This is a genomic window from Cellulosimicrobium sp. 22598 (assembly GCF_052044445.1).
In the GTDB taxonomy this organism is placed as follows: domain Bacteria; phylum Actinomycetota; class Actinomycetes; order Actinomycetales; family Cellulomonadaceae; genus Cellulosimicrobium; species Cellulosimicrobium cellulans_G.
Window position 1 is genome coordinate 51,048 of record NZ_JBQEMZ010000008.1, and the last position, 25,662, is coordinate 76,709.

22 protein-coding genes are annotated in these 25,662 nt (G+C 70.3%); 11 read left to right on the forward strand and 11 right to left on the reverse strand.

Going from position 1 to position 25,662, the window contains the following annotated elements:
* Positions 1-7 precede the first annotated feature (7 nt).
* Positions 8-1,456, reverse strand: a complete 1,449-nt coding sequence (locus ACTJIY_RS10350; protein WP_440675036.1) for an LCP family glycopolymer transferase — start codon at positions 1,454-1,456, stop codon at positions 8-10.
* 4 nt (positions 1,457-1,460) lie between these two features.
* Entirely contained in the window at positions 1,461-2,747 is a 1,287-nt protein-coding gene (locus tag ACTJIY_RS10355; RefSeq protein ID WP_440675035.1) for an LCP family protein, read from the reverse strand.
* A gap of 528 nt (positions 2,748-3,275) precedes the next feature.
* Between ACTJIY_RS10355 and ACTJIY_RS10360 the strand changes: the two genes are divergently transcribed.
* The 5 genes from ACTJIY_RS10360 (at position 3,276) to ACTJIY_RS10380 (ending at position 9,916) form a co-directional block, all read left to right on the forward strand.
* Positions 3,276-4,472: a UDP-N-acetylglucosamine 2-epimerase gene (locus ACTJIY_RS10360; RefSeq protein WP_440675034.1), complete on the forward strand. Its 1,197-nt coding sequence runs from the start codon at positions 3,276-3,278 to the stop codon at positions 4,470-4,472.
* A gap of 10 nt (positions 4,473-4,482) precedes the next feature.
* A complete protein-coding gene (locus ACTJIY_RS10365; protein ID WP_440675033.1) occupies positions 4,483-5,463 on the forward strand; it encodes a glycosyltransferase in 981 nt (326 codons plus the stop codon).
* A 14-nt stretch (positions 5,464-5,477) separates the two neighbouring features.
* The gene (locus ACTJIY_RS10370; RefSeq protein WP_440697237.1) at positions 5,478-6,296 is read left to right on the forward strand and encodes a glycosyltransferase; all 819 of its coding nucleotides are present in this window, start codon (positions 5,478-5,480) and stop codon (positions 6,294-6,296) included.
* Between the two features lie 151 nt (positions 6,297-6,447).
* A complete protein-coding gene (gene glf, locus ACTJIY_RS10375) occupies positions 6,448-7,635 on the forward strand; it encodes a UDP-galactopyranose mutase (RefSeq protein WP_440675031.1) in 1,188 nt (395 codons plus the stop codon).
* Positions 7,636-7,660: 25 nt separating this feature from the next.
* Complete coding sequence (locus tag ACTJIY_RS10380; protein WP_440675030.1) at positions 7,661-9,916, forward strand: hypothetical protein; 2,256 nt, start codon at positions 7,661-7,663, stop codon at positions 9,914-9,916.
* Here the strand turns inward: ACTJIY_RS10380 and ACTJIY_RS10385 are convergent.
* The 4 genes from ACTJIY_RS10385 to ACTJIY_RS10400 all read right to left on the reverse strand — a co-directional run bounded on the left by ACTJIY_RS10385 (position 9,900) and on the right by ACTJIY_RS10400 (position 14,257).
* Positions 9,900-12,242 (reverse strand): hypothetical protein, encoded by a 2,343-nt coding sequence (locus tag ACTJIY_RS10385; protein ID WP_440675029.1) that lies wholly within the window; start codon positions 12,240-12,242, stop codon positions 9,900-9,902. The two genes, ACTJIY_RS10380 and ACTJIY_RS10385, sit on opposite strands and share 17 nt — an antisense overlap.
* Entirely contained in the window at positions 12,239-12,535 is a 297-nt protein-coding gene (locus ACTJIY_RS10390) for a hypothetical protein (RefSeq protein ID WP_440675028.1), read from the reverse strand. Before ACTJIY_RS10390 ends, ACTJIY_RS10385 begins: the two co-directional genes overlap by 4 nt.
* A gap of 355 nt (positions 12,536-12,890) precedes the next feature.
* Positions 12,891-13,736: a glycosyltransferase family 2 protein gene (locus ACTJIY_RS10395; RefSeq protein ID WP_440675027.1), complete on the reverse strand. Its 846-nt coding sequence runs from the start codon at positions 13,734-13,736 to the stop codon at positions 12,891-12,893.
* Positions 13,733-14,257, reverse strand: a complete 525-nt coding sequence (locus ACTJIY_RS10400; protein ID WP_440675026.1) for a GtrA family protein — start codon at positions 14,255-14,257, stop codon at positions 13,733-13,735. Before ACTJIY_RS10400 ends, ACTJIY_RS10395 begins: the two co-directional genes overlap by 4 nt.
* Positions 14,258-14,364: 107 nt before the next feature.
* Between ACTJIY_RS10400 and ACTJIY_RS10405 the strand changes: the two genes are divergently transcribed.
* The 3 genes from ACTJIY_RS10405 (at position 14,365) to rfbB (ending at position 17,417) form a co-directional block, all read left to right on the forward strand.
* Complete coding sequence (locus tag ACTJIY_RS10405) at positions 14,365-15,372, forward strand: glycosyltransferase (protein ID WP_440675025.1); 1,008 nt, start codon at positions 14,365-14,367, stop codon at positions 15,370-15,372.
* Positions 15,369-16,322: an NAD-dependent epimerase/dehydratase family protein gene (locus ACTJIY_RS10410; protein ID WP_440675024.1), complete on the forward strand. Its 954-nt coding sequence runs from the start codon at positions 15,369-15,371 to the stop codon at positions 16,320-16,322. Before ACTJIY_RS10405 ends, ACTJIY_RS10410 begins: the two co-directional genes overlap by 4 nt.
* A gap of 99 nt (positions 16,323-16,421) precedes the next feature.
* Positions 16,422-17,417 carry a dTDP-glucose 4,6-dehydratase gene (gene rfbB / locus ACTJIY_RS10415; protein WP_440675023.1) on the forward strand — a complete coding sequence of 332 codons (996 nt, stop codon included), beginning with the start codon at positions 16,422-16,424 and terminating at the stop codon, positions 17,415-17,417.
* 76 nt (positions 17,418-17,493) lie between these two features.
* On the opposite strand, the gene ACTJIY_RS10420 is transcribed toward rfbB, so the two are convergent.
* The 3 genes from ACTJIY_RS10420 to ACTJIY_RS10430 form a co-directional block, all read right to left on the reverse strand.
* Entirely contained in the window at positions 17,494-18,282 is a 789-nt protein-coding gene (locus ACTJIY_RS10420; protein WP_440674237.1) for a hypothetical protein, read from the reverse strand.
* A gap of 172 nt (positions 18,283-18,454) precedes the next feature.
* Positions 18,455-19,222, reverse strand: coding sequence for a hypothetical protein (locus tag ACTJIY_RS10425; RefSeq protein ID WP_440674238.1), 768 nt, complete (start codon positions 19,220-19,222; stop codon positions 18,455-18,457).
* A gap of 119 nt (positions 19,223-19,341) precedes the next feature.
* Positions 19,342-19,959, reverse strand: a complete 618-nt coding sequence (locus ACTJIY_RS10430; protein ID WP_440674239.1) for a dTDP-4-dehydrorhamnose 3,5-epimerase family protein — start codon at positions 19,957-19,959, stop codon at positions 19,342-19,344.
* Positions 19,960-20,081: 122 nt separating this feature from the next.
* On the opposite strand from ACTJIY_RS10430, the gene rfbD reads away from it, so the two are divergent.
* On the forward strand, positions 20,082-20,942 hold the full coding sequence (gene rfbD, locus ACTJIY_RS10435; protein ID WP_440674240.1) for a dTDP-4-dehydrorhamnose reductase: 861 nt from the start codon (positions 20,082-20,084) through the stop codon (positions 20,940-20,942).
* A gap of 17 nt (positions 20,943-20,959) precedes the next feature.
* Here rfbD and ACTJIY_RS10440 read toward each other — a convergent pair whose 3' ends face one another.
* Positions 20,960-22,738, reverse strand: coding sequence for an N-acetylmuramoyl-L-alanine amidase (locus ACTJIY_RS10440; RefSeq protein WP_440674241.1), 1,779 nt, complete (start codon positions 22,736-22,738; stop codon positions 20,960-20,962).
* 87 nt (positions 22,739-22,825) lie between these two features.
* Entirely contained in the window at positions 22,826-23,689 is an 864-nt protein-coding gene (rfbA, locus tag ACTJIY_RS10445) for a glucose-1-phosphate thymidylyltransferase RfbA (RefSeq protein ID WP_440674242.1), read from the reverse strand.
* Positions 23,690-23,786: 97 nt separating this feature from the next.
* Here rfbA and ACTJIY_RS10450 point away from each other — a divergent pair, with 97 nt between their 5' ends.
* On the forward strand, positions 23,787-24,644 hold the full coding sequence (locus ACTJIY_RS10450; RefSeq protein WP_440674243.1) for a hypothetical protein: 858 nt from the start codon (positions 23,787-23,789) through the stop codon (positions 24,642-24,644).
* The gene (locus ACTJIY_RS10455; protein ID WP_440674244.1) at positions 24,641-25,654 is read left to right on the forward strand and encodes a hypothetical protein; all 1,014 of its coding nucleotides are present in this window, start codon (positions 24,641-24,643) and stop codon (positions 25,652-25,654) included. Before ACTJIY_RS10450 ends, ACTJIY_RS10455 begins: the two co-directional genes overlap by 4 nt.
* Positions 25,655-25,662 lie beyond the last annotated feature (8 nt).

The following is a 25,662-nucleotide window of genomic DNA, read 5'->3' on the forward strand; positions in this document are numbered from 1 at the left end:
GCAGCCTCTACTGCGGTAGCCCACCCACCTGGCCGGGGGCGAGGTTGCCGTCACGGATGTCGATCCAGAACTGCCCCACGGTCTCGGGGTTCAGCTGCACGGTGGACCCGACGTTCCCGCCCGGGCGGTAGTCGGGGTTCGAGATCGGCGGCGTGCCCGTGATGCCGTCGGGGCCGTTGGCCTTGCGGAACGCGAGGGCGAGCTTGCCGAGGTCGACGATGCCCGTGCTCTCGTCGACGGTGAGCGACCCGAGGCCGGAGTCCAGCAGCGAGACCTGGTCGCCGGGGCGGAACAGGATGCTCGGGTTCGCCGCCTTCGAGCTGATGGCGCCGACGACCTGGCGCTGGCGCTCGGCGCGGCCGATGTCGCCCTTCGGGTCGGAGTAGCGCATCCGCGAGAACGCGAGCGCGGTGTGGCCGTCGGCGACGTGGCACCCGGCGGTCCACACGAGTTCGCTGCGTTCGTCGTTCACGTCGTAGTCGAGGCACAGCTCGACGCCGCCGACGGCGTCGACGATGCCCTCGACCCCGCCGAACCCGACCTCGACGTAGTGGTCGACCGTGAGGCCGGTGAGCTGCTCGACCGTCTGCACGAGCAGCGGAGGGCCACCCCACGAGTACGCCGAGTTGAGCTTGCTCGCGCCGTTGCCCGGGATCTCCGCGTAGGTGTCGCGCGGCAGGCTGATGAGCGCGACCGGGCCGCTCGGCGGGGCGTGCAGGACCATGATCGTGTCCGTGCGCGCGCCCTCGGTGCCGTCCTCGCTGATGCCCTCGCCGCGCGCGTCGGAGCCCGCGAGGAGATAGGTGTTCCCGGGCGTGCCGGGCGCACCGGAGAGGGCCTCGACGTGCTGGATCTTGCCGTTCGCCCAGATGAGCAGGCCGACCGGCCAGGCGAGGAGCGCGACGATCACGACGCACGCGACGAGCCCGACGACGCGGCCCTTGCGGACGCGGAACCCGCCCCCGCCGGTTCGAGGGGTCCCCGTGCCCGACGGCGGTCGCCCACCCCCGCCACCGGGTCGGCCGGTGCTCGGCCGCGGCGCCGCGCCCGGACGGCTCCGCGTCGTCGTGGGCACGGCCTGCGCACCCGCGTGGGGCGACGACGAGACGCGCGGAGGTGCCGCCGTCGCCTGGCGGGGCTGGCGCGACGGCGCGACCGACGGCGGGAGCGCGGACGCCGCGGAGCTCGTCCGCGCGCGTGCGCCGCGCGCGGGCGGCGCCGGCGGCGGCGTGCCCTTGCGTGCGGGGGTCACGGGGATCTCGCGCGACGACTGGCGCTTGATGCGGGGCTCGAGGCGCACGGCGTCGTCGGGCACGGCGGGGCGGGGGCGCGCCGGGGCGCGCCCGCTGTTGCCCACGGCGATCGCGTCGTCGACGGACGACGGACGCGGGGCGCGGCCGCCCTGGGGCGTGAAGCTCGGGGGGAGCGACCGGGGGTCGCGCGAGGGGTCTGTCATGGCGTCACCCGCACTGCGCGGTCTCGTCGGCGGCGGAGAACGCCTCCTTGCCGGCTTCCTTCGTCTGCACCGGAGCCGGTTCCGGCGCGGCCTCTCCGGTCCCCACGGGGGTCTCCTCGGTACCCGACGACGGAGCGGTGTCGTCCGTGGCGGCGTCGGAGCCGACCGCGGGCCCTTCCGGCGACGGGGCGACGACGGGCTCGTCGGCCCGCACCTTCGCCCACAGCTCGTCGGCCTCCGGGGTCCAGACGACCGTCGCGTCGGGATTCTTCGGGTCTGCCGTGTTCGGGACGGTCATGAAGGTGATGTTGCCACTCGTCGCGCCCTTGAGGCTGAAGGCGAGCCCGGCGAGGCTCGGGAGCGACGACAGGTTGGCACTCATGGTCAGAGACTTGGTGCCCGCGTCGACGAACCCGTAGATCTGGCCGAGGTCCGCGAGCACGTTCTTCGAGAGCACCTGGTTCACCGTCGCGGCGAGGAGCTGCTGCTGGCGGCCGATACGGCTGAGGTCCGAGCCGTCGCCCACGCCGTAGCGCGCCCGCGCGAACCCGAGCGCCTGGGCACCGTCGAGCGTCTGCATCCCCGCGTCCAGCCGAAGGTCCGCCTTGGGCGAGTCGATCGGCTCGGGGATGCAGATGGGGACGCCGCCGATCGCCGTGACCATGTTCTGGAATCCGGCGAAGTCGACGACGACGAAGCCGTCGACGAACACGTCGGTCAGGCTCTCGACGGTCTGGGTCGTGCACGCCGCGGCCGAGTCGACGTCACCGCCGACGGTCGCGCCGTTCGCGAACGCGGCGTTGAAGCGCGTGTTGGCCGGCGCGGTCGTCTTGCCGTTCGTCGTGTGGCAGGCCGGGACGTCGACGCGCGAGTCACGGGGGATCGAGATCATCTCCACGCGCGTCCGGTCGGCGGAGACGTGCACGAGGATCGTGGTGTCCGAGCGCATCCCCTCGACGCCCGCGACCTCGTGGCCGTTCTCGCCGCCGCGCTCGTCGGAGCCCATCACGAGGATGTTGAGGGGCTTCCCGGCGTTGGGGTCGCTCGGGTCCGGGGTGGGCTGCTCAGGTCGGTCCGTCAGGAGCTCGAGCCCGTCCGACGGCGCGATGTTCCCCTGGATTCTCGACACCGCGGCGGCGCCGCCGACCGCGCCGAACGCGAGCACCGCCGTGGCGACGAGCCCGACGGCGCGGGCCGTCCCGTGAGCCCTCATGGCCCGCGCGTGCGCCGGACCGCGCGACGGCTGGTCGGCCGCCGCATCGCGGGTCTGGGTGCGGGTACGAGAGCTCACGGGGAACGAGCATAGGCGCGGCCTGCGGTCTCGCGGCGACCGGTGAGCGGCCACGACGTGGAGGAGTTGTGTCGGGGACCTAGGAGGGCGTCTCGGAAGAACGAGACAGACGCCCTCGCCGGCAGCTGCCCACGAGTGCACTAGCCTACGCTCGAAGGGGAGCATGGATGCTTCCCGGCTCGTCGCCCCGAACGCGAGGTGTGTGTGCTTACGGTCCGCCGGTCGCTCTCCACGCTCAGATCTCTTGCCCGTCGCATCGTCGCCGTCGACGAGCGGACTCAGAGGACTGGCGATGACGTCCTGCGGATCGACGAGACGGCCCGGCGTGCCCACGACGCTCTCGACGACCTGGTACGAGAGACGAGGGCGCTCCGCGAGGAGAACGCCACGCTGGGGGCTCGGATCGGTGAGCTCGAACGGGCCCAGGCCACGTGGGCCGTCGAGGGGGCACGCTCCCTCTCGGCGTTGCACGACACGGTCAACCTCGCTCTTCGCCGAGGTGCCTTCGCGCGTCATGTCACGCGCGTCGTGGTTCTCGTCCACCACGCAGAGGCGTGGGACAGCCTGGACGAGGTCGTGAAGATCATGGTGGAGTCCGAGGACTTCGACCCGATCGTGGTGTCGATTCCCCGACGGTTCGACGGCGTCGGCCCGTTGAGCGACGAGAACGTCGTCCACGAGGCACTCACCGCCCGGGGGGTCCGCCACCTGCGCGCCGACACCGATCGGGTGAGCGACGTGCTCCGCTTCGTGAAGGCGCTCGAACCGGACATCGTCATCCGCCAGTCTCAGTGGGACCGGGACGTCGACGACCTGCTCGCGGTCGAGTTCCTCGACTTCGCGCGGCTGTGCCTCGTTCCCTACGAGACGATGAACCTCGTGCAGAACGTCCCGGGTCCCCGCGGGACGACGAAGGACACGGCGGTCGACGCCGAGCTGCACCGTGCCGCCTGGCTCGTCTTCTGCGCCAACGAGGAGGCGCAGAGTGCCGCCGTCAGAGAGGGCCTGCTGGAAGGCCGCCAGTTCCGGGTCGTCGGCCATCCCAAGCTGGACGTCCTCCGCGCGGCCGCGCCGGACTGGCCCGTCCGGAGGGAGCAGCCCGCGAGGACGCCCCGGCCACGGGTCGTCTGGTCGTCCCATCACACGATCGGGAGCGGATGGACCCGCTTCGGCCTCTTTCCCGAGGTGGCGGAGGAGATGCTCGAGTGGGCCCGCGAAGGGGACGTCGAGATCGTCTGGATGCCGCACCCGGCGCTCCTGCCTTATACGAAGCGGCCGTCGTCGCCCTTCACGTCGGCGCAGATGGCCGACTGGCGGGAACGCTGGGACGCGCTGGAGAACACTCGGGTCGTGCTGGGGACTCAGTACGCGCCGGTGCTCGCAGCAGCCGACGTGATGATCACCGACGGGCTCAGCATGCTCGTGGAGTTCCAGGTTCTCACCAAGCCGGTGGTGTTCCTCGAACGGTCCGGCCACCGGCCGTTCACAGCGGTCGGGCGGAAGGTCGTCGAAGGCACCCACGTCGTCGACGATGTCGCCGGTGCCCGGCGAGCGGTGCAGCACGTGCTCGCGGACGGCGACGAGCTCGGCCCGGTCCAGGCGCGCAACGTCGACGTGCTGTTCGGCGCGCCGGGGGCGGCGGAGCGTATCGTCCGGGTCCTGCGCGAGGAGATCGCGGCCCTGCGCGCTTCGTCGCGCACCGGCTCGTTCGACGGTACGCGGTAGCCTGCTCCGCGTGCCCGGAACGTCCACCACTCCACGCCCCCGCGTCGTCGCGGTCGTCGTCGCCTACAACCGCCGCGAGCTGCTCGTCGAGGCGCTCGACGCGCTCGCTGCTCAGGATCGCGCACCCGACGCCGTCGTCGTCGTCGACAACGCGTCCGACGACGGCTCGAAGGATGTCGCTGCCAGGCACCCGGTCGAGGCGACGGTGGTCGCCCTTGACGAGAACACGGGAGGCGCAGGGGGGTTCACGATCGGGATCGCGCACGCGATCGACGTCCTGGGTGCCGAGCTCGTCTGGCTGATGGACGACGACACGATCCCGACTCCGAGCGCGCTGGCCGCTCTCCTCCAGGCACGGGACGAGTACGTCGGCGCGGTGGCCCTCCTCGGGAGCCGGGTCGTGTGGCACGACGGTCGGGACCATCCGATGAACACGCCGCGCATCCGTCCGGGCGCCACACCGAGCGAGCTCGCCGCCGCCCACGCCGCAGGCAGCACTCCCGTGCGGTCGTCCTCGTTCGTGTCGATGCTCGTCGACGCGCGGGCCGTCCGTTTCCACGGGCTCCCCGTCGCGGACTACTTCATCTGGAACGACGACTTCGAGTACTCGGCGCGGCTGCTGCGTCGAGGCACCGGGCTCGCGGTGCACGGGAGCGTTGTCGAGCACCGGACGAAGACCTTCGGCGCGACGGACGCAGACCCCGGTGAGCGCTTCTACTACGAGGTGCGCAACAAGGTCTGGATGCTCACCAGGTCGTCGTCTCTCGACCCCTGGGAGCGACTGCTCTACGGTGGCGCGACCGTGAGGCGCTGGGCGCGCACGCTTCGGCGGTCGCGCCGCCGCCACGTCCTGGTGCGCAGCGGCGCGCGAGGGCTGAGGGATGGCGTGCTCCGTTCGCCGCGCCCCAACGCCGACGTCCTGCGCGGTGCGACCGCCGACCGTGGTCCGGTCGAGAGGCTTGACCGCGCCCGAGGCCGGGCGACGGCGTGACCTCGCCTTTCTCGGTGCTTCTTCCCGTCTATCGCGGTGATCGGCCGGACTACCTCCGGCGTGCGTTTCGGTCGGTGGTCGACGACCAGGAGCTTCGTCCTGCCGAGGTGGTCGTGGTGCGGGACGGTCCGGTCGGTGCCGAGCTCGCGGAGGCTCTGGCGGAGCTCACGTCCCAGAGCGTGGTCCCGGTGGTCCGCGTCGACCTCGAGGAGAACGTCGGGCTCGCGCTCGCCCTCGAGGCAGGTCTCGCTGCCTGCTCGCACGAGATCGTCGCGCGCCAGGACGCGGACGACATCAGCCGCCCGCGTCGCTTCGCCGTGCAGGTCCCCCTGGTGGTTGGCGGCCTGGACGTCGTCGGGTCCGCCATCGAAGAGTTCGGGAGCGACCTCGACGGGGAGACCCCGGGCCTCGTGCGCGTGCCTCCGCTCAGCGCGCGGGAGATCGCGGAGACGTCGCGGTTCGCCTCCCCCTTCAACCACCCGACGGTCGTCTACCGCCGCTCGGTGGTGGCGGCCGTCGGCGGCTATGAGGACCTGCCGCTCATGGAGGACTACTGGCTCTTCGCACGGCTCGTCGCCCATGGTGCACGGATGGCGAACGTCCCTGAGCCGCTCGTGCGCTACCGGGTAGGGGCCGGTGCCTATGCCCGTCGTGGCGGGAGCACGCTCCTGCGCTCCGAGCTCGAGCTTCAGCGACGACTCCGCCGGGAGGGGTTCACGACGCTCGGCCAGGCGGCGCGCAACGTCGCGGTCCGGGGCGGCTACCGTCTGGTCCCTGAGACGCTACGCCGCTCGCTCTACCAGACCTGGATCCGGCTCCGGCGCTCCGGCTGAGCGGGGTCTGGCGAACTCTGGTCCCAGCGCGACGGCCGACGGCCGGAAGGTGAACATTTCGTGGCGAACAGGACCCGCGTGCGACTGGGCGGCCCGGGGTTCGGCGGGGCGGCTAGTCTGTTCCGGTTGTCATCCCTACCGAGGAGTATGAGTGGACGCGGATCTTGTCGTCGTGGGATCGGGCTTCTTCGGCCTGACCGTTGCTGAGCGGATCGCCGAGGAGCACGGCCGGAAGGTCCTCGTGATCGACCGCCGCTCCCACATCGGCGGCAACGCCTACAGCGAGGCGGAGCAGTCGACCGGCATCGAGGTGCACCGCTACGGCGCCCATCTCTTCCACACCTCCAACGAGCGGGTGTGGGAGTACGTCAACAGGTTCACGGCGTTCACGAGCTATGTCCATCGGGTGTACACCACCCACCGGGGCGAGGTCTTCCCGATGCCGATCAACCTCGGCACGATCAACCAGTTCTTCCGGTCGGCGCACGGCCCTGACGCGGCTCGCGCGCTGGTCAAGGAGCTCTCCGCCGAGCTCGGAGGCAAGAAGCCGGAGAACCTCGACGAGCAGGGCGTGTCCCTCATCGGGCGCCCGCTGTACGAGGCGTTCATCCGTGAGTACACCGCGAAGCAGTGGCAGACGGACCCCCGGGACCTTCCTGCGTCGATCATCTCGCGCCTGCCCGTGCGCTACACGTATGACAACCGGTACTTCAACGACACTCACGAGGGCCTGCCCGTCGACGGGTACACCGCGTGGATCGAGCGTATGGCCGACCACAAGAACATCGAGGTGCGGCTCGGCGTGGACTTCTTCGACGAGTCCCAGCCCGTGAGCAAGCGCAACGTCGTCGGCAACGTCCCCGTCGTCTACACGGGCCCGGTGGACCGCTACTTCGACTACGCCGAGGGCGACCTCTCGTGGCGCACGCTCGACTTCGAGGAAGAGGTGCTCCCGGTCGGCGACTTCCAGGGCACGTCGGTCATGAACTACGCGGACGCCGACGTCCCCTACACGCGGATCCACGAGTTCCGTCACTTCCACCCCGAGCGGGAGTACCCGACCGACAAGACCGTCATCATGCGCGAGTTCTCGCGCTTCGCGGAGAAGTCCGACGAACCGTACTACCCCGTCAACACGGCGGCCGACCGACAGCGCCTCCTGGCCTACCGCGACCTCGCCGCGGGCGAGAAGGACGTGCTGTTCGGCGGACGCCTCGGTACGTACAAGTACCTCGACATGCACATGGCGATCGGCTCCGCGCTGTCGATGGTCGACAACAAGCTCGCACCCCACTTCGCGCGGGGTACGAGCCTCGAGAGCGGGGGCGTGGACGCGTGATCGTGGCACGGGGGCGGGGGACCGCATGAGCACGGTGTCGACGTCCGACGTGGCGCGAGCCCCGTCCGACGACGTCTCTGTCGAGCCGTCGACCGCGGGGCGGGACTCTCGATGGGCGTTCGCCGCCGTCGCGACGGTCGTGGTCCTCGCTCTCGTGCCACTTCTCTTCGAGCCTCGCTTCTACTTCGCGGACGACACGCAGGCCGGCGCCTACCCGATCTGGGTCCAGCTCGGCGGCCACCTGCTGCAGGGTGAGCTTCCGTTCTTCGAACCCTCACGGTGGATGGCGGGGAACTACGTCGCCGAGGGGCAGTGGGGACTGTTCAACCCCGTGGTCTGGCTGATCGGCCTGTTCGCGGCGAGCGTCGGCGACGCGATTCTGGTCAGCACGGTCGTGAAGATCGCCTTTCTGGCGATCTCGAGCGGCGGCGTCTACCTCCTGGTGCGCTCCTACCGCGGGTCGCGCCCCTGGTCGGCGGTCGTCGCGGTGCTCGTTCCGTTCACAGGGTTCACCCTGTACATCGACGCGGCGTCGTGGGTCACTGCTCTCTTCGTGTGGGCTCTCCTCCCGTGGGTGTGGTGGGGTCTCCGGCGCACGCTCCTCGCTCGCGGCAATCCCGTCGTCCCTTTCGTCCTCGGCTACGTGCTCATCACGGTCGGGTACGTCCACGGCACGCTGATGCTCTGTGTCGTGATCGCGGCGACGCTGCTCGACGGTGTCCTGGCGCGACGGTGGCGCGACGTTCTCCGCGTGCTGGGCGTGGGAGCCTTGCTCGGTCTGGTCGCGCTGGCCGTCTACCTGCCGGGAGTCCTGACCGCGCCGGTGACGGTGCGAGGGGACGACTCGGTCTTCAACACGAACTTCATGTCGCCTGACCTCTCCGGGCTGGCAACCGCCGGCACACCGCTTGCGCAGCCCTGGCTGACCGGGTTCTGGTCCGTGCCCGTGTCGGCTCCGCTCATGTACGTCGCGTGGGTGGTCCCGCTGGTCGTCCTCGTCTCCCCGAGCCGTGCCCGGCCGCTCTGGAGGTCGCTGTCCGGCCTGCTGGCGGTGGGCGCGACGGCCGCGTTTCTCGCCTTCGGGCCGAGCGACATGGGCCCCCTGCGGTTCCCCGGCCGCGTGCTGCCCTACCTCTCGCTCGTCCTGCTCGTGCTGCTCGGGGTGCTCCTGAGCCGGGCGTCGGTCAAGCCGAGCCGTGGCCGGCTGGTCGGCGCCCTGGTCCTCGTCGCCGTGGGCGCGGCGTTCGCCTGGTTCGAGTCGCCGGGCTGGTGGAAGGTCATCGGGCTCGGCGCCGTCCTCGCCGGTGCCGGTGTCGTCCTCGTCCTGCGCCTGCTCGCCCGTGACGGCCGCGGGTGGTCGCTCGTGGGCGTGGTGATCCTCGGGACGCTCCTGGTCACGACCGCCCAGCACTTCTTCTTCCCCCGGTCGCCGCTCCCCGACTTCGGACTCCCCGCGTCGCGGTCGGACTACACGCACGCGCTTCCCGGCGTCGACGGCGACGTCCTCGTGGTGGGGAAGCCGACGTTCGACGGGGAGTGGTGGCGCAGCACCCTGTACGCCAACGCGTGGTACCTCAACGACGCGAACGTCGTGAACGTCTACTCGCCGATCGCGCACCGGGCGTTCAGCGAGGAGCTGTGCATGGACGCGCACGGCGTGGTGTGCTGGGAGGTCTTCGACACGTTGTTCGAGGAAGACCCGACCACGGGGAGGTCCGTGCTCGACCTCCTGTCGGTCAACGCCGTACAGGTCCTCGCGCGTCCAGGTGCACCGAAGGAGGGACAGGCCGACCCTTACGAGAACGCCTCGCCGCCGGTCGGCTGGACCGAGGTGACGCGCGACGAGACCAGTGCCGTGTGGGTCCGCGAGGAGCCGGTCGCGGGCGCGGGCGGCGTCGTGTGGTCCGACCCGGGGATCGTTCTCTCGTCGGTGGAGACTGACTCGCGAAGTGTCAGCTTCCAGGTCGACGAGGTCCCGGCGGACGGCGGCCAGGTCGTCCTCTCCCGGCTGGACTGGCCGGGCTACGACGTCGTCGGTGCCACCCAGGGAGAGTCGTTGCGGGGCTACCTCCTCACGATCGACGTCCCCGCAGCATCGGAGGGCAAGACGGTCAGCGTGACCTTTACGCCCCCCGCCTGGAACGCCTGCTTGGCAGCACTCGCGATCGCTCTCGTCGGGGCGACGGCGTGGGGGGTGACGTCGGCGGTCACGCGGCGTCGACGCGGTCCGACGGTGGACGCGGTCGAGGCCGGTGGGTCGTCGGTCAGCCGACCGGGCTGAGCGGGATCCGTGCGAGGGCGGCGTCGTTCAGCACGACGATCGCAGGTTGTGTCTGCCCGCCGTTCAGGGCGATGAGCTCGGACCAGCTGGCCACCGCCCGTCGATGTGCGTCGTCGAGCACGTAGACGGTGGCCGCGCCGCCCTTGACGAACACGCGTCCGGTGGCGGGCGCGGCCGGCGACCACGCCAGGGCGGCGCAGGCCCCGGAGGTCAGCGCCGTCCGCGGGAGCGTCGCTGGCTCGACCGTGGACGACGGCCGACGGATCACCGCGCCCGAGATCCCGAGCCCTCGGACGGTCGGGCAGTCGACGACGGGCGCGAGGGGAGCCGTTGCCGCACGGTAGGAGCCGAGCGTGTTCGCCGGCACGGTGGTGACCCGGGTACCGAGCCCGAGCGACCGTGTGTCGGAGAACGACTCGACCGGGACGAGAGCGAAGAAGCCGTCCACGACATAGACCTGGGGCGACGTCGGGTCCTTCACGAGTGAACCGACCGCGAGCGTCGGCCCCAGGTCCGGGAACGCGCGCAGGGTCGTGCCCGGTACGGAGATGATCTCCGGCGTCGTCCCCGCGGCCGCGACGAGGTCTGCCCACCGGGCGACGGCACGTCGGCCGCCGTCCTGCACCGCCCAGATCGTCGGCTGCCCGTCCTCCTGCAGGAAGACGGTCCGGTCCTGGACGGAGGTCTGCCGTGGCAGGGCGTCGAGGACGGACTGCGGGACGACGGTCCTGGGCCGACCCGTCGTCGTCGAAGGCGGGACACGCCAGGCCGCTCTGGTTCCGAGGAGGTACACCGCACCTCCCGGCCCTGCCAGGACGGGGGACATCGTGGCACTCCCAGGGACCTGCGACAGCGAGGCCGTCGAAAGCCTGCCCGCGACCAGGTCACGCATCGGCGTGGTCGCCAGCAGCCCGGTCGGGACCGCGGTCTTGCTGCCGTCGGCGAGCAGCCACGCTGCTCCGGACGCCCTGTCGGTCGCGACGACCGCGTCGCGGACGACCGGGGCGCCGACCGGTACGGGTGCGACGACGGCGCCCGCGACGGCCGCTTGGACGGGGGGCAGGCCCGCCGCCGTGCGCGAGCGCTCGTCGAGGATCTCGTGGCGTCGCGCGCCCGAGATGGACCAGGACTGCTCGTCGGCGGAGACGGTCGTCCCGAGGGTCGCGCCCTGCGGGAAGGCACCGATCTGCCGGGTCGTGAGGTCGACGTACGACGACGCGCAGGAGGCGCCCGTCCAGGCGGTGACGGTCGAGCACGAGGGGAATCGGTGACGCATCCCGTTCGCGAGCCAGTAGAGCGCCCCGTCCGCGGGGTCACGGACGACCCGTTTCATGGGTCCGGCGTCGACGAACTTCTGGAGGGCTGCGGGCGAGACGACCCCGACGGCTCCGAGCCGTGACCGCAGGGTCTGGTAGAGCGAGGAGTCAGCGACGTGGTGCCGCTCTCGGCCGACGAGCAGGTAGACGCGGTCGTCGGCCGCGGTGCGGACGAGCGCGCGTCCGGTGGTGGGATCGCCGAACCAGTCGCTGAAGATCCGCCAGAAGTTCCGGTTCCCGTACGTCGAGCAGCGGTCGCCGGATCCGTAGAGGTTGGCGAGCGCGGCGGCGTTCGGTTGGTAGGGCGTGTAGATGTACAGGGCCGCCGTCGCCTGGTTCTCGATGTAGACCTGCGAGCTGCCGCAGGTCGCGTCGGGATGGAAGCCGATCGTGTTCGTCCGGCCGGCCTGGTAGCCGTAGCGGGTGGCGTTCGCCCGGTATACCAGGAACTGCCGAGCGGCGCGGTACACCTGGTTCGAGAAGCCGTAGTACTCGGAGTTGCACGGCGCGGTGTCCGGGCAGCCGAACCCCATTGCCGTCTGGTAGGACTTCACGGTGGGCCGTGTGCGCCCGACGAGGCTGTTCTCCTTCTCGAGCGTGACGAGCAGGACGCGCGGGTTGATCTCGCACGCCGTCGCGACCTTGTGGATGATCCGGGCAGCGGACTCGTTGCCGGCGCCGGTGTACTGCCAGCAGAGGCCGACCTCGAGCGGGCGTGTCCTGGTGGTCTCCCGGAAGTCCTTGAGGCAGGGCATCTCCCCGGCGACACAGGCACTGCCGCGGGCGTCGAGGAACGACTGGATCTCTGCCTCCGTCATGCTCTGGTAGTCGTAGAAGACAGCGTCGGAAATGAGCAGGCCGGGGACGAAGTCCGCCGCGTCCGCGGCCGCCGCGCGCGGAAGAGGCCCGGACACCCCGGTGAGCACGATGACGATCGCTGCGAGGCTCGCGACGAGGAACCGGGTCAGCGACCTCGGGTGCTGCGCGCACTCCCGCGCGTCCAGGGTCATGGGACGCTCACGGTGGTCGCGGCGGAAATTCCTGTCGAGCCGGATCCCTCGTACCGGGTCTGTGCCTCCCAGGCGCCGCTCGCCAGGTCGGTCAGCGGGATCTCGAGCGGCGCGCACCACATGACCTCGGCGTCGGGCTCGGCGGCAGTGGTGACCTCGACGACGTCCGCGCCGCGCGTGAGGACGAGCGTGCAGGATCCTTCCTGTTCGAGGACGGGGACGTACGCGTTGACGACCACCGCGTCGTCGTCGATGCCGGCCCAGGTGACGACCGGGATCACGTCGTCCGACACGCGAGGTGGGGCATCGGTCGTCGCGATGCTCTCACGGTCGGCCGGGAGGTGTGCACCGTGAGGCGGAGGGCCGGTGAGGGCGGCTGGGCCCCGCGCGTCGGCGGAGGTCGTCGTCGCCGACGGACGTGGCGCGAGCGGTGCCGGGCGCGACGTGTCCGGTGCGGTCGACGAGCTCTCCGACCCACCCGCGCCGCCGTGCGCGGGCTGCGCCGAGCACGACGGGGTCGCGGCCACGGCCGCGACGACCGCGAGCGGAACGAGCGAGCGGGTCCAGGTCGGCACCACTCGACGCTAACCGTGCGGTCGGAGTTCGGCGCGCCGAAGGAGGTGCCGCTCGGAGAGCGGCGTCCGTCGGTCAGTCTGCGGGGAGCGGTCGCATGCGCTTGCCGAGGGCGACATAGGCGGCGCGTCGCTGGAGCGCGACGAGCTTCGCCATGCGGTCACCACGGCGCACGTCCGCGTCGCTGATCTCCGCAGGTGCGAGCCGCTGTGCGAGGCGGTGGAACTCCGCCGCCTCCTCCGCCTGGGCCTTCATGAGGCGGACGGACCACTGGCTCGCGCTGACGCGGAACGCGGCGAGCGGCCGGCGCAGGGCCACGACGTCGCCGGTGACCATGACGGGGGCGTACGAGCCGGCGTCGATGTAGTAGCGCAGGTCCTGCCACCAGCCCGCTGCGCGCAGCGCCTCGGTGCGCAGCAGCACGCACGCCGGTTCGCCGAAGATGTTCGTCCCGGACCGCACGGTCGCCCTGAGGGCGGCGGCGCCGGGGACGACGCCGTCCAGCGCGTCGAGTCCTCGGCCGCGGAGGAACACGTCACCCCGTGCGTCGACGAGATCGCGCTGGGAGGCGACCATCACCGCACCGTCACCTGCGGCGTCGAGAGCGGCGACCTGCTCCGCGAGCATCGTCGGTCGCAGCAGGTCGTCGCCGCACACGAGCTTGATGAGCTCGCCCTGGGCGAGCTCGCTGACCCGATTCCAGTTGCGCCGCGCACCTCCGCCGGCCTCGGTCCGCTCGAGTCGCACGCGAGGGTCGTCCGCGAACTGCTGGATCCGGTCCCAGGTGTCGTCCTGCGACGCATGGTCGGCGACGACGAGCTCGAAGTCCGTGTAGGTCTGGTCGAGCACGGAGCGCAGGGTCTGCTCGACATAGTCGCCGTTGTTGTACGCGGGGACGACGACGGACACGCGCGGGCTCATGCTTCGGACTCCTCAGCGGCATTCGGGGGCAGGTCCGCCACGGGCTTCTTGCGGCGGAAGGAGAACCCCTTGTGGCCGAAGTAGCTGATCAACGCGGTCACGCAGGTGATCAGGAGCTGGGCGGGGATGGGGGCGAGGCCGAGCAGCTCGACCACGAACGGCAGCGCGACGACGTTCACGCCGAGCGCGGCGAGGTTGACGACCTCGAACCGCGCGAGATCGAGCCACACGTGGCCGGTCACGCGGAAGACGAACTTGCGGTAGAGGACGAACGCGCACAGCACGGCAGCCACGTGGGCGCACACGAGGCTCGCCATGTACCCGTACGCACCCAGGTGGTCACGCAGCAGCAGCTCGAAGAAGACGAACCAGAAGGTGCCGAGGAGCGTGTTGAAGCCGCCGACGATGAGGAACGCGACGCGCTGGTCCTTGACGATCCGGAACAGCGGGCCCAGCGTGCCCTGCATGCCCGCCGGGGGCTGTATCGGCTTGTTCTCGCTCGTCGGAGGCTCAGGGTCCATGACCATCGAGCGGCAGTCCTCTTCTCGGATACTCGGGGCGTGGTGGGTCGCGCTCGGGGCGTGGGAGCCTGACGAGGACGCCGGACCCAACGACTATAGTCTCCAGCGTGACGAACGAAGGCACGCCTGCTGCACCGCACCGGATATCGGTAGTCGTCCCGGTCTACCAGGGTGAGCGGACGCTTCCCGCGCTGCTGGAGGAGATCGAGCGCCTGACCACGCCGTTCGTCACCCCCGGGGGATCGGACGCTGTGGTGGGCGAGGTCTTCCTGGTCCACGATCACGGGCCCGACGGCTCGGCACAGACGATCCGCGACCTCTCGGCCCGGTACGAGTTCGTGCGGCCGGTCTGGCTCAGCCGCAACTTCGGCCAGCACGCCGCGACCCTGGCGGGGATGGCGTCGTCGGGGGGCGACTGGATCGTGACGCTCGACGAGGACGGCCAGCACGACCCTGCCGAGATGGTGGGCCTGCTCGACGCGGCGCTCCGCGAGGGTGCCGACGTGGTCTACGGCAAGCCCACCAACCAACCGCCGCACAGCGTGTTCCGCAACATCACGTCTCGCGGCTCGAAGCGCGTCATCGAGGTGCTCGCAGGGAGCTCCGACACGTCGCTCTACCAGAGCTATCGCCTCGTGCTCGGCGAGATCGGACGGTCGGTCGCGGCCTACGCCGGCCCCAACGTCTATCTCGACGTGGCCCTCGGCTGGGTGAGCGGCAAGATCGCGACCGCTCCGGTGACCCTGCGGGAGGAGGGGGAGAGGAGGTCGGGCTACTCGCTGCGCCGGCTCCTCTCGCACTTCTGGCGGATGGTGCTGTCGAGCGGGACGCGTGGGCTGCGGCTCGTGAGCGGGCTGGGAGCACTGTGCGGCCTGGCCGGGATCGTCGTCGCGATCGTGCTCGCCATCTCGCGCATCGTCGGTGGCCCGGTCGCTGAGGGCTGGACCTCGCTCATCGTGGTCATCCTGCTCGGCACCGGTGCCATCCTGTTCGCGCTCGGGATCATCGCCGAGTACATCGGAGTCGCCGTCAACATGGCGATGGGCCGACCGCTCTACCTGATCGTCTCCGACCCGGCTCGCGGTCCGCTCGGCCGAGGCGGCCGCGCGCGGTGACAGCCGCCCCCCCGACGCTCGTCGTCGGTGCGCGAGGACTCCTCGGGAGCGCGGTGCGTCAGCGCGCCGCCGCGCGCGGTCTACCCGTCGTCGCTGCGCAGGTCGACTGGTCCGTGCCGGAGGTCGCCGCACGGGACCTGGCACGCGCCGTGGACCAGGTGGTCGCGCTGGCGGGCGACGGTGGGTGGAGCATCGTGTGGTGCGCCGGCGCAGGAGTCACCGCGTCGACGGACGAGGCGCTGCGAGCCGAGACCGAGGTCATGCGAGCGTTCGTCGCCGACCTCGCGCGCCGGCCCGCCGAACGGCTCGCTCGGTGCACGGTGTTCTTCGCGTCCTCGGCAGGCGGGCTCTACGCGGGAGCCGCGGACCCACCGTTCACGGAGCTGTCGACGCCCGCGCCCCTCGCGGCCTACGGTCGAGCCAAGCTGGTTGCCGAGGAGATCTTCTCCGGGCTGGCGGCCGGGGGAGTCAGGGTCGTCCTGGGGCGGATCTCCAACCTGTACGGGCCCGGGCAGAACCTGGCCAAGCCGCAGGGACTCATCTCCCAGTTCTGCCTGGCGCATCATCTCGCACGGCCCATCGGCATCTACGTCTCGTTGGACACCCTCCGCGACTACATCTACGTCGACGACTGTGCCGAGCTCGTGCTCGACGTCGTCGCCCGTGCGGCCTCGAACGAGCCCGGGTCGGCGCCGGTGACGAAGATCCTCGCCTCGCAGTCCTCGGTGACGATCGCGGCGATCATCGGGATGCTCCGCGCGATCTACAAGCGCAAGCCTCAGGCGGTGCTGGCCGCCTCCCCCCTGGGCGCGCGGCAGGCGCGTGACCTGCGCTTCCGCTCCGTAGTCTGGCCAGACCTCGACGAGCGCCCGCTGACGCCGCTGCCCGTCGGGATCGCCGTCACCGGCGAGGACATCGGTCGGTCGCTGCGACTGCGTGGCCCAGCGTGACCACGCCGACGGACCCGCCGGTCGAGATCCGCTAGATTGGTTCGCCGTGCCCACGACCCGTCCGCAGGGCAGCCGCCCAGATACGCCTAGGAGAGATCCATGAAGGTCCTCGTGACCGGCGGCGCCGGCTTCATCGGTGCCAACTTCGTCCAGCAGACGGTGCGTGAGCACCCTGAGCACGACGTCACCGTGCTGGACGCGCTGACCTACGCCGGTGACCGGAGCTCGCTCGCCCCGGTGGCCGACAGCATCGCCTTCGTCGAGGGCAGCATCACCGACACCACGCTGGTCGACGACCTCGTCGGCGAGTCGGACCTCGTGGTCCACTTCGCCGCGGAGTCGCACAACGACAACTCGTTGAACGACCCGTCGCCGTTCGTCCAGACGAACGTCGTGGGAACCTTCACCCTGCTCGAGGCCGTACGACGTCACGGCGTGCGGTTCCACCACATCTCGACCGACGAGGTCTACGGCGACCTCGAGCTCGACGACCCGGCGAAGTTCACGCCGACCACTCCGTACAACCCGTCGAGCCCGTACTCGTCCACTAAGGCGGGGAGCGATCTGCTGGTTCGTGCTTGGGCGAGGTCGTTCGGCGTCGAAGCCACGATCTCGAACTGCTCGAACAACTACGGCCCGTACCAGCACATCGAGAAGTTCATCCCGCGGCAGATCACCAACCTCGTCGACGGCGTCCGTCCTCGCCTCTACGGCGCCGGTCTCAACGTGCGCGACTGGATCCACGTCGAGGACCACAACGCCGCCGTCTGGGCGATCGTGGAGAAGGGACGACCGGGCGAGACCTACCTCATCGGTGCCGACGGCGAGGAGTCCAACCTCGAGGTGGTACGGACGCTGCTGGAGATCTTCGGCCGAGACGCCGACGACTTCGACCACGTCAACGACCGACCCGGTCACGACCTGCGGTACGCGATCGACGCGACCAAGCTGCGTGAGGAGCTCGGCTGGGAGCCGCGGTACACCGACTTCCGGTCAGGTCTCGAGGCGACGGTCCGTTGGTACCGCGAGAACGAGTCGTGGTGGCGGCCCTCCAAGGAGGCGGTCGAGGCGAAGTACGCGGCGGTGGGTCAGTAGAGGACGGTTCTGCACGACGAGGGCGGCGCCCCGACACCCTTGCGGGGTCGGGGCGCCGCCCTCGGGGCACGGGGGGTCAGCCGCAGGGAACGGGGTGGGGGAACCCTGCGGCTTGCCACTGCTGGTAGCTCAGCTGGCCGTAGAAGCTGTTGCCGACGTACCAGAGCGCGTTGGTCCAGGAGTACGAGCACACGTAGTCGCCCGGGAGCATGCGCTGCGCCTTCGGCGTCGGTGAGCCTTCTGCTCGCCACTCGGCGTAGTTCACCGGGTATCCCTGGCCGCCGCCGATCGAGAACATGTAGGCGATCGAGCTGTCCCAGGTCAGCTTCATGAATCCCGCGTCCCCCAGAACCTCTGGGCTGGGCGAGCCCGCGGCCTTCCACTGGTTGAACGTCAGCTTGTGGACCTGGCCGTCGAGCTCGACGAAGATCTCGGGCGACGTCGCCCACTGGTGGTAGGTCGATCCCTCGATCCACCCGGCCACGCGCGGCGCCGGCTTTCCGGCGCGGGACCACTCCGCGAAGGTCAGCTTCTTCCACTCCCACTGGGTCGACGCCTTGTCGAAGAACGACACGGCGTAGATGTCGGCCGACCACGGGTACTTGACGAAGTCCGTCGGGACGGGGCGAGGCGTCGGTCGCCCGGCGTCCAGCCACTCCTGGTAGGTGACGGGGTAGTGGAAGCCGTAGGCGTCGTCGTGGTAGTGCTGGAAGATCGTTCCCGAGTACGGCACGCTGTAGAAGCCGTCGGGCTGCGCCGCCGCGGGGGACGCGCTCACGAGGGCGAGCGCGCCGCCGGTGACGAGCGCGAGCAGAGTCGCAAGAGCGCGTCGAGTTCTCTGGTGCATGAAGTCCCTGCCTGACATGGACCCTGCGCTCCTGGTCGACTACCAGGTTCGTCACAGGAAGCCACAGCCTACGGCGGGGGGACGGGTACGTGGGCTGGTCGCGGGGAATTCACCCGGGACCTTCGTCCTCCGCGTGCGGGCCAGGGCCAGGGCAGGTCCCTGGCCCGCACACGGCGGGTCTGGGCGTCGGCTAGACCGTGCAGGTGGGGGAGGGGAATCCGGCCGCCCGCCACTGGTTGTACGTGAGCACGCCGCCGTAGCTCCAGCCGTTGTAGAAGAGGTCCTGCGTGCCGCTCATGGTGCACACCTCGTCACCGGGGAGCATGCGGGCGGACTTGGGGGTCGGCGAGCCCTCCGACTTCCACCACTCGTAGGTGACGCTGTAGACGTCCTGGTTGGCGATGGAGTCGTAGTAGACGATCGTCGAGTCCCACGAGAGCTTGTAGAAGCCGCTGTCGCTGAGGACGTCGGGGACAGGCGAACCCGCCGCCTTCCACTGGTTGAGCGTGAGCTTGTGGGACTCGTCGTCGAGGTAGACGAAGACCTCGGAGCTGTTCGTGCCCCACTTGTAGTAGTAGGAGCCCTCGATGTGCCCTGCGGTGCGAGGCGTCGGCTTGCCCGCCTTGGACCACTCGGCGAACGTGAGCTTCTTCCACTCCCACTGGGTCGACGCGTTGTCGAAGAACGAGACCGCGTAGATGTTGGACGACCACGGGTACTTGACGAAGTCGGTGGGGACGGGCTTCGGAGCCGGACGACCGAGGTCCACCCACTCCTGGAAGTTGAGGGGCTGGTGGTACTGCCCCGTGTGCGAGTGGTAGTAGAGCGCGCTCGAGTAGGGCACGCTGTACACGCCGTCGGACTGTGCCGAGGCGGAAGGAGCAGCAGCGACGGCGACGGCGCCGGCGGTGCCGAGGGCGAGGATCGACGCGAGGGCGCGTCGGAGGACGTGGTGCACGTATACCTGCCTGGGTGCTCAACTGCGCTCCCGGCCGGCTGCCGGGTTCGTCACAGCGAAAGCACAGCATACGGCGCCCTCGACGGTGCTCCTGCCAGAGGTCGCGCGAGCAGGACGGCTCAGTGCGACAGGTGACGCACGAACTCCTGGACGGCGCTCCACTCCGGAAGCAGCCCGGCCGCGTCGGCCTCGGCGAGAGTGGGCGCCGAGGAGTCCTTCGGTGAGAGCTCGTAGGTGAGCTCGCGCCCGTCGCGTCCGTTCCGCGGCCAGTCGATGTCGAGCGCTGGATCGAGCGGGTTGATGCCGTGCTCCCGCCCAGGCGCGTACGGCGTGGAGCACAGATAGGTGACCGTCGACCCGTCCTCGAGCGAGAGGAACGCGTGCCCGAGGCCCTCGGAGAGGAAGACCGCGCGACGGTCGACGTCGTCGAGCAGCACGGACGCGGTGCGACCGAAGGTGGGAGATCCCCGGCGGATGTCGACGACGACGTCGAGCACGGCCCCGCGAGGGCAGGCCACGTACTTCGCCTGACCAGGTGGGACGTCGGCAAAGTGCACTCCTCGGAGCGCACCCGCCGCCGACACCGACAGGTTCGCCTGCTTGAGCTCGAGGTCCCGGCCGGTCGTCTCGGCGAAGAGGTCTGACTTGAACCACTCGAGAAACAGGCCGCGGTCGTCCCCGTGCTGGGTAGGGGTGAAGGACCATGCTCCGGCGATCGGCAGTTCTTCCACCCGCACCAGGACTCTCCGTTCGTTCGAGGACACCCGATGATAGACCCGGACGTGGGATCCGGACCTGCCAGGCCGACAGGGGCACTCGAACGCTAGGCTGTGTCGCCGTCGTCAACAGGAGGAGTCGCATGCGTTGGTTGGTCACCGGGGCCGGCGGGATGCTCGGCACGGACGTCGTCGCGACGCTCGGCTCGAAGGGAGAGGTTCTCGCGCTCGGCCGCTCGGATCTCGACATCACGTCCGCCGAAGCGTGCCAGAACCTGCTCCGCGAGGGTGACGTCGTCGTGAACTGCGCTGCGTGGACCGACGTCGACGGTGCCGAGACGCACGAGGGGGAGGCCTTTGCCGTCAACGCCGTCGGCGCCGCGAACCTCGCAGTCGCAGCCGCGTCCGTCGGGGCGCGGATGGTGCACGTCTCCACCGACTACGTGTTCGACGGAGAGGCGGGAGTGCCTTATGCAGCAGACGCTGCGCTCCACCCCGTCTCAGCCTACGGACGGACGAAGGCGGCGGGCGAGTGGGCGGTGCGGGCGGCGAGCCCGGCGCACCTCGTCGTGCGGACCGCCTGGCTCTACGGAGCCAACGGGTCCAGCTTTCCTCGGACGATCGCCAGACTCCTCCGTGAGCGGGGGAAGGTCTCCGTCGTGGAGGACCAGACGGGCCAGCCGACGTGGACGGCGGACGTCGCCGAGCTCGTCGCCGCTCTCGTCGTCGCCGACGCGCCGGGCGGGGTCTACCACGCCACCTCGTCCGGTGCGTGCACCTGGTACGAGTTCGCGCGTGCGGTCGCTGTCGAGCTCGAGATCCCCGTGGAGGCGGTGAGCCCGACGACGAGCGAGAACTTCGCCCGGCCGGCACCTCGGCCGACGTATTCCGTGCTCTCGCACGACACGATCGAACGTGCGGGGGTGGCGGTGCTGGGCGACTGGCGTGATCGGTGGGCGCTCGCCGCCCCCTCCGTGGTCGGTGGGCCGGCAGCGGAGGGCTGAGAGGCCGTCGGCCGAGACTACGCGTCCTGCCCTTGCCGGATCTCCGAGACCGCCTTGGGGGTCAGGATGCTGATCTCGGGCACACGACCGTCGTTCAGCGAGAGGAGCCGTGCCCAGGACGAGACCCAGTGGCGCGTCCCTCCTTGGACGAGGAACACGGAGTCGCTCGACGACGAGCGGATGAAGCGGCTCAGGGGTGGCCCTGCGGCGAGGCGCGACCACTGGGCGGCCGTGACGTCGACGGCGGCCGCGCAACTCGAGCCGAAGCTGGTGACCAGGTCACAGCTCGACGCGCGCCGCCTCGTGTTTCCGTCCACGAAGGCCACCGTCCCGTCCCGAGGGTCTCGAAGGAACCGCCCGAGCGGCTTGCCGGTCGCGAGGTAGGACAAGTAGCTGTCGGCCGCGTCGGAGACCCGACCCTGGGCGGAGAGGGAATCGAGGATTCCCGTCGTGGTGAGACGGTGCTTGGTGCCACCGACGACGAGATACACGTCAGGGCGGTATGGAGACATCACCAGGCTCCCCGTCGCTGTTCCCCAGAGCGCCGAGTACTTCGACTGCTCGGCCTTGACACGCCGTCGGATCTCGTCCTGCCGTACCCACAAGGTCTGGCCCGGACAGGAGGTCGAAGCGACGTCACGGTGGCCGAAGATCGTCGGAAGCCGCTGCCCGTTGATCACGGTCGTCCCGCCCGCGTCGACGCCGTGGATCGACAGCTTCCAGCCGAGCAGCCGGACGATCGCGTCGACCGCGGCGTTGCTCACAGTGGCGGTCTGATAGTTCCCGAGGACCGACACGCCCGTCGTCGGGGTGTTGTAGCCAGAGACGTGGGCGCCCGTCGTCTCGAGCTCGATCCCGCCTGCACGGCCCTCCCAGATCCGGCCGAACTTGTCGACGAGGAAGTTGTAGCCGATGTCCCCCCACCCGCGGGTCTGCGCGTGATACGCGTAGATCCCTCGGAGGATCGCCGGGACGTCTCCCGTCCCGTAGGTGTTGGTGCCCGCCGTGTGGTGGATGACGGCGGCCTGGATGTTGCCCTGCGCGGGCGACCACGTCCGCAGCGACTCGTCCGCGCCCCACTGGGCGCGGGAGTAGAAGGCGGGCGCCCGCGAGCTACCGGGATACCCCGACGCGACGGCGGCGTCGATCCCGGCGGACGCCGCCGTTCGGGCGCCCGACAATCCGCTCCCCGAACCTCCGCCGAAGCTCGCGGTGGCAGGCGGAGCGAGTGTGTCCGACGCGTCGGCAGCACTCGTCCCCGGATCGACGATCACGAGCTCGAGATCGTGGACCTCGCCGACGGTCCCGGTGACCCGGGCTTCGACACGGGACACGTCGCCGACGACGAACGGTGCCGTCCCGGGGACCCCGCCCTCGGAGCCCGGCTCGATCTCGAGGGCCTCCCAGCCGCTCACTCGACCGGTGGCATCTGCGGACCGCACCTCGACAGTCAGCCCGGTCGGGTCTGCAGGGCCTTGCCAGACGACCCCGACCGTCGCGAAACCCGAGACGTCGGACGAGGCGTGGAGGCCGTCGAGCGCGTCCGTCGCCCCGGCGTCGAGCGAGTCGGCCGAGAAGGGCGCGACGGACGGCGACCCACCGTCGGTCGAGGCCGCCTCGAGCGGCACCTCCTCCACCGACGGCTCGACCGGTTCGGGGCCTTCCGTCGAGGGAACAGCTGTCGGCGCCGCCGTGGAGGCGGCGGGACGGGCGATGGTCGGCCCGGCGACGAGCGTCGTCGCGAGCATCGTGAGGGACGCCGTCAGCGCGACGGCGCGCCGGGTTCGGGTCAGCATCGTCCGGGCACCTCCTAGGAGACTCGGGCACCTGTCGGCGCCGTCGTCACGCTAACCCCTTGCCTCTCCCGTCGCGCGGGGGACGACTCAGGAGTCGAGCAGTCCCAGGAGATACGTGCCGTAGCCCGACTTCACCAGCTTCTCGGCCCGAGCGCGCAGCTCGTCGTCCGTGAGGAAGCCGCGGCGCCACGCGACCTCTTCCGGCGAGCCGATCTTCAGCCCCTGGCGGTTCTCGATGGTCCGCACGAAGTCCGAGGCTTCCAGCAGCGAGTCGAAGGTCCCGGTGTCCAGCCACGCGGTGCCACGAGGAAGGACCTCGACCTGGAGCCTGCCTTGCCGCAGGTACTCGCGGTTCACGTCCGTGATCTCGTACTCGCCTCGTGCGGAGGGCTCCAGGTCGCGGGCGATGGCGACGACGTCGTTGTCGTAGAAGTACAGGCCCGGCACCGCGTAGTTGGACTTCGGCTCCTGGGGCTTCTCCTCGAGGGAGAGCGCGGTCCCGTTCTGGTCGAACTCGACCACGCCGTACGCGGTGGGGTCGGAGACTCGGTACGCGAACACGGCCCCACCGTCGATCCCGTCGAAGCGGGTGAGCTGGGTCCCGAGGCCGGGGCCGTAGAAGATGTTGTCCCCGAGCACGAGCGCCGCGGAGTCGTCCCCGATGAACTCCGCGCCGAGCACGAAGGCCTGCGCGAGCCCGTTCGGCTCTGCCTGCACGGTGTAGGTGATCGAGACGCCGAACTGCGAGCCGTCGCCGAGGAGCCGGCGGAACTGCTCGGCGTCGTGCGGCGTCGTGATGACGAGGATGTCCTGGATTCCCGCGAGGATGAGGGTCGAGAGCGGGTAGTAGATCATCGGCTTGTCGTACACGGGCACGAGCTGCTTGCTCACGCCGAGGGTGATCGGGTGCAGTCGGGTGCCGGAGCCGCCGGCGAGGATGATTCCGCGCATGGTGGCGATCTTCTCATGCCAGGTCCGCCTGTCCGAGGCGGCGCCCGCATACGCTACGATCCGCCTGTTCGCACGGCGGGTTTCCGGATGGAGAGCAATGAAGCGGCTCGTGAAGATCGTCGCGACGGCGTTGACGGCTGCGGCGCTGGGGCTCTCCCTCGCGCCTCCCGCAGGTGCCGAGCCGACCACCCTCCTCGTCAAGTCCCGCTTCGACCCCACGATCTATGAGATCTCGGTCGACGAGTCGGGGGCAGCCCTCGGCGGTCGGACAGCGCTGACCTACGCCGAATGGGTCGCCCGGGGGCGGCAGACCGCTCACGTCCTCGAACCTGAGTACGCGGGCCTCTCGTGGTCGTCCACGATCTATGCGGTCACCCAATGGCCGGGCGAGACGTGGGCGGACGTCCGCCCCCTGACGTACGCGGAGTGGGTCGGGGCAGGGCGTCCTCCCGCCGACCGGTCCTTCCCGTTCTGTGAGCGGACGTGGTGCTCAGTCACGCGCTACCCGACGTCGTCCGAGCTCCTCGTGGACATCGAAGGGTCGGGCGGGGTGCACAAGCTCACGTACTCCGAGTGGACGAGGATCGGCGCCCCCGAGGTGTCCCTCGTCCAGACCGTGGGCTACTACAGGCTCGCGTGGAACGACCGCGTCTTCGCGGCGACGCCGGTCTCCATCGGGCCGCGCTCCGCCTACGACTCGGACGTCTACGCCACAGGACGCTCGTTGACGCTCCAGGAGTGGCGAGCGGCCGGATCGCCGACCCCCAAGGTGGTCCCGTCCGCCGTGAGGGAGCGTTTCGTCGTCTTCGCGGGGAGCCGTGACGTCTATTACGACGGGCCGGCCGGCTTCTTCCCGATCACGTACCAGCAGTGGAGGGCGGCCGGTTCACCGCCTCCGTCGTCGAAGCCCTTCGGCCCGCCGGTCGGCGGGATCGTCGTGGGGTCGTCCCGGTGAGCGAGGGACGCAGGGCCTCGACCCGTCCCGCGGCAGCGGTCGACGTGGTCGGCGACGAGGCAGGTGGCCTGTCGACCTCTACCCGGAGCGGATTCCGGGTCCGGGTCGTCACGCTGTTGGTGGCGGTGCTCGCGTTCGCCGCGGCAGCGTCCCCCTGGGGAGCGGCACCCGCGGTCTCGACCGAGGCGTCGTTCGTGGTCAAGTCCCGCTTCAGTCCGAGCCTCTATCTCGTCGCTGGCTCTCCGGAGACGTGGGGGAGCACCCGCAACCCACGGCAGTATCTCGATCTGGGTTCCTGGCGGGCTCTCGGCTCTCCGGCGCCCGTCGTCTGGGAACCTCGCTACTCGTCGCTCCCGTGGAGCGACACCATCTATGCGCTGACCTACTGGCCCGACTCCGACGACGGGCACGGTGCCCACGCAGACCCGCACGTCCTGACGTTCGACGACTGGCGGTCGGTCGGGAGCCCCAGGCCCGTCAAGGATCTTCGCGCATGTACCGACGCGACAGCGATGTGCCGCGTGCTCTCCCGTCCGTCGTCGCCGACCGAGATCTTCGTCGCGGAGACGGCCGTGCACGCCCCTACCCACAAGCTGGCCTACTCCGAGTGGGTCTCGATGGGACGTCCTCTCCCGGACCCGACGGATCGCCAGCTCGGCGTCTACCGCTACTCCTGGAGTCCTATCCTCTTCTGGGACGTCCCGGAGAACATCGGACCGGTGCACCACTCCACGACCAACGGTCACTCGGACGCGTGCGGGTCGCGGCTCGGCTATGCGGAGTGGGTGCGAGAGGGCTCGCCGACACCTCAGACGATCTCGTCGAGCAGAGCGAGCAGGTTCATTCAGGGCCCCCCGCGAGGCTTCGGCTATGACGACGAGATCTGGTACGACGGCCCCGCGGGCTTCTTCCGGTTGACCTACGCCGAGTGGTCCGGTGCCGGATCACCGAGGCCGACACCCGTGAGCTTCACGCCGTTCCTTCCCTCGTCCTGGACCTGCACCAAGTAGGAAGCATC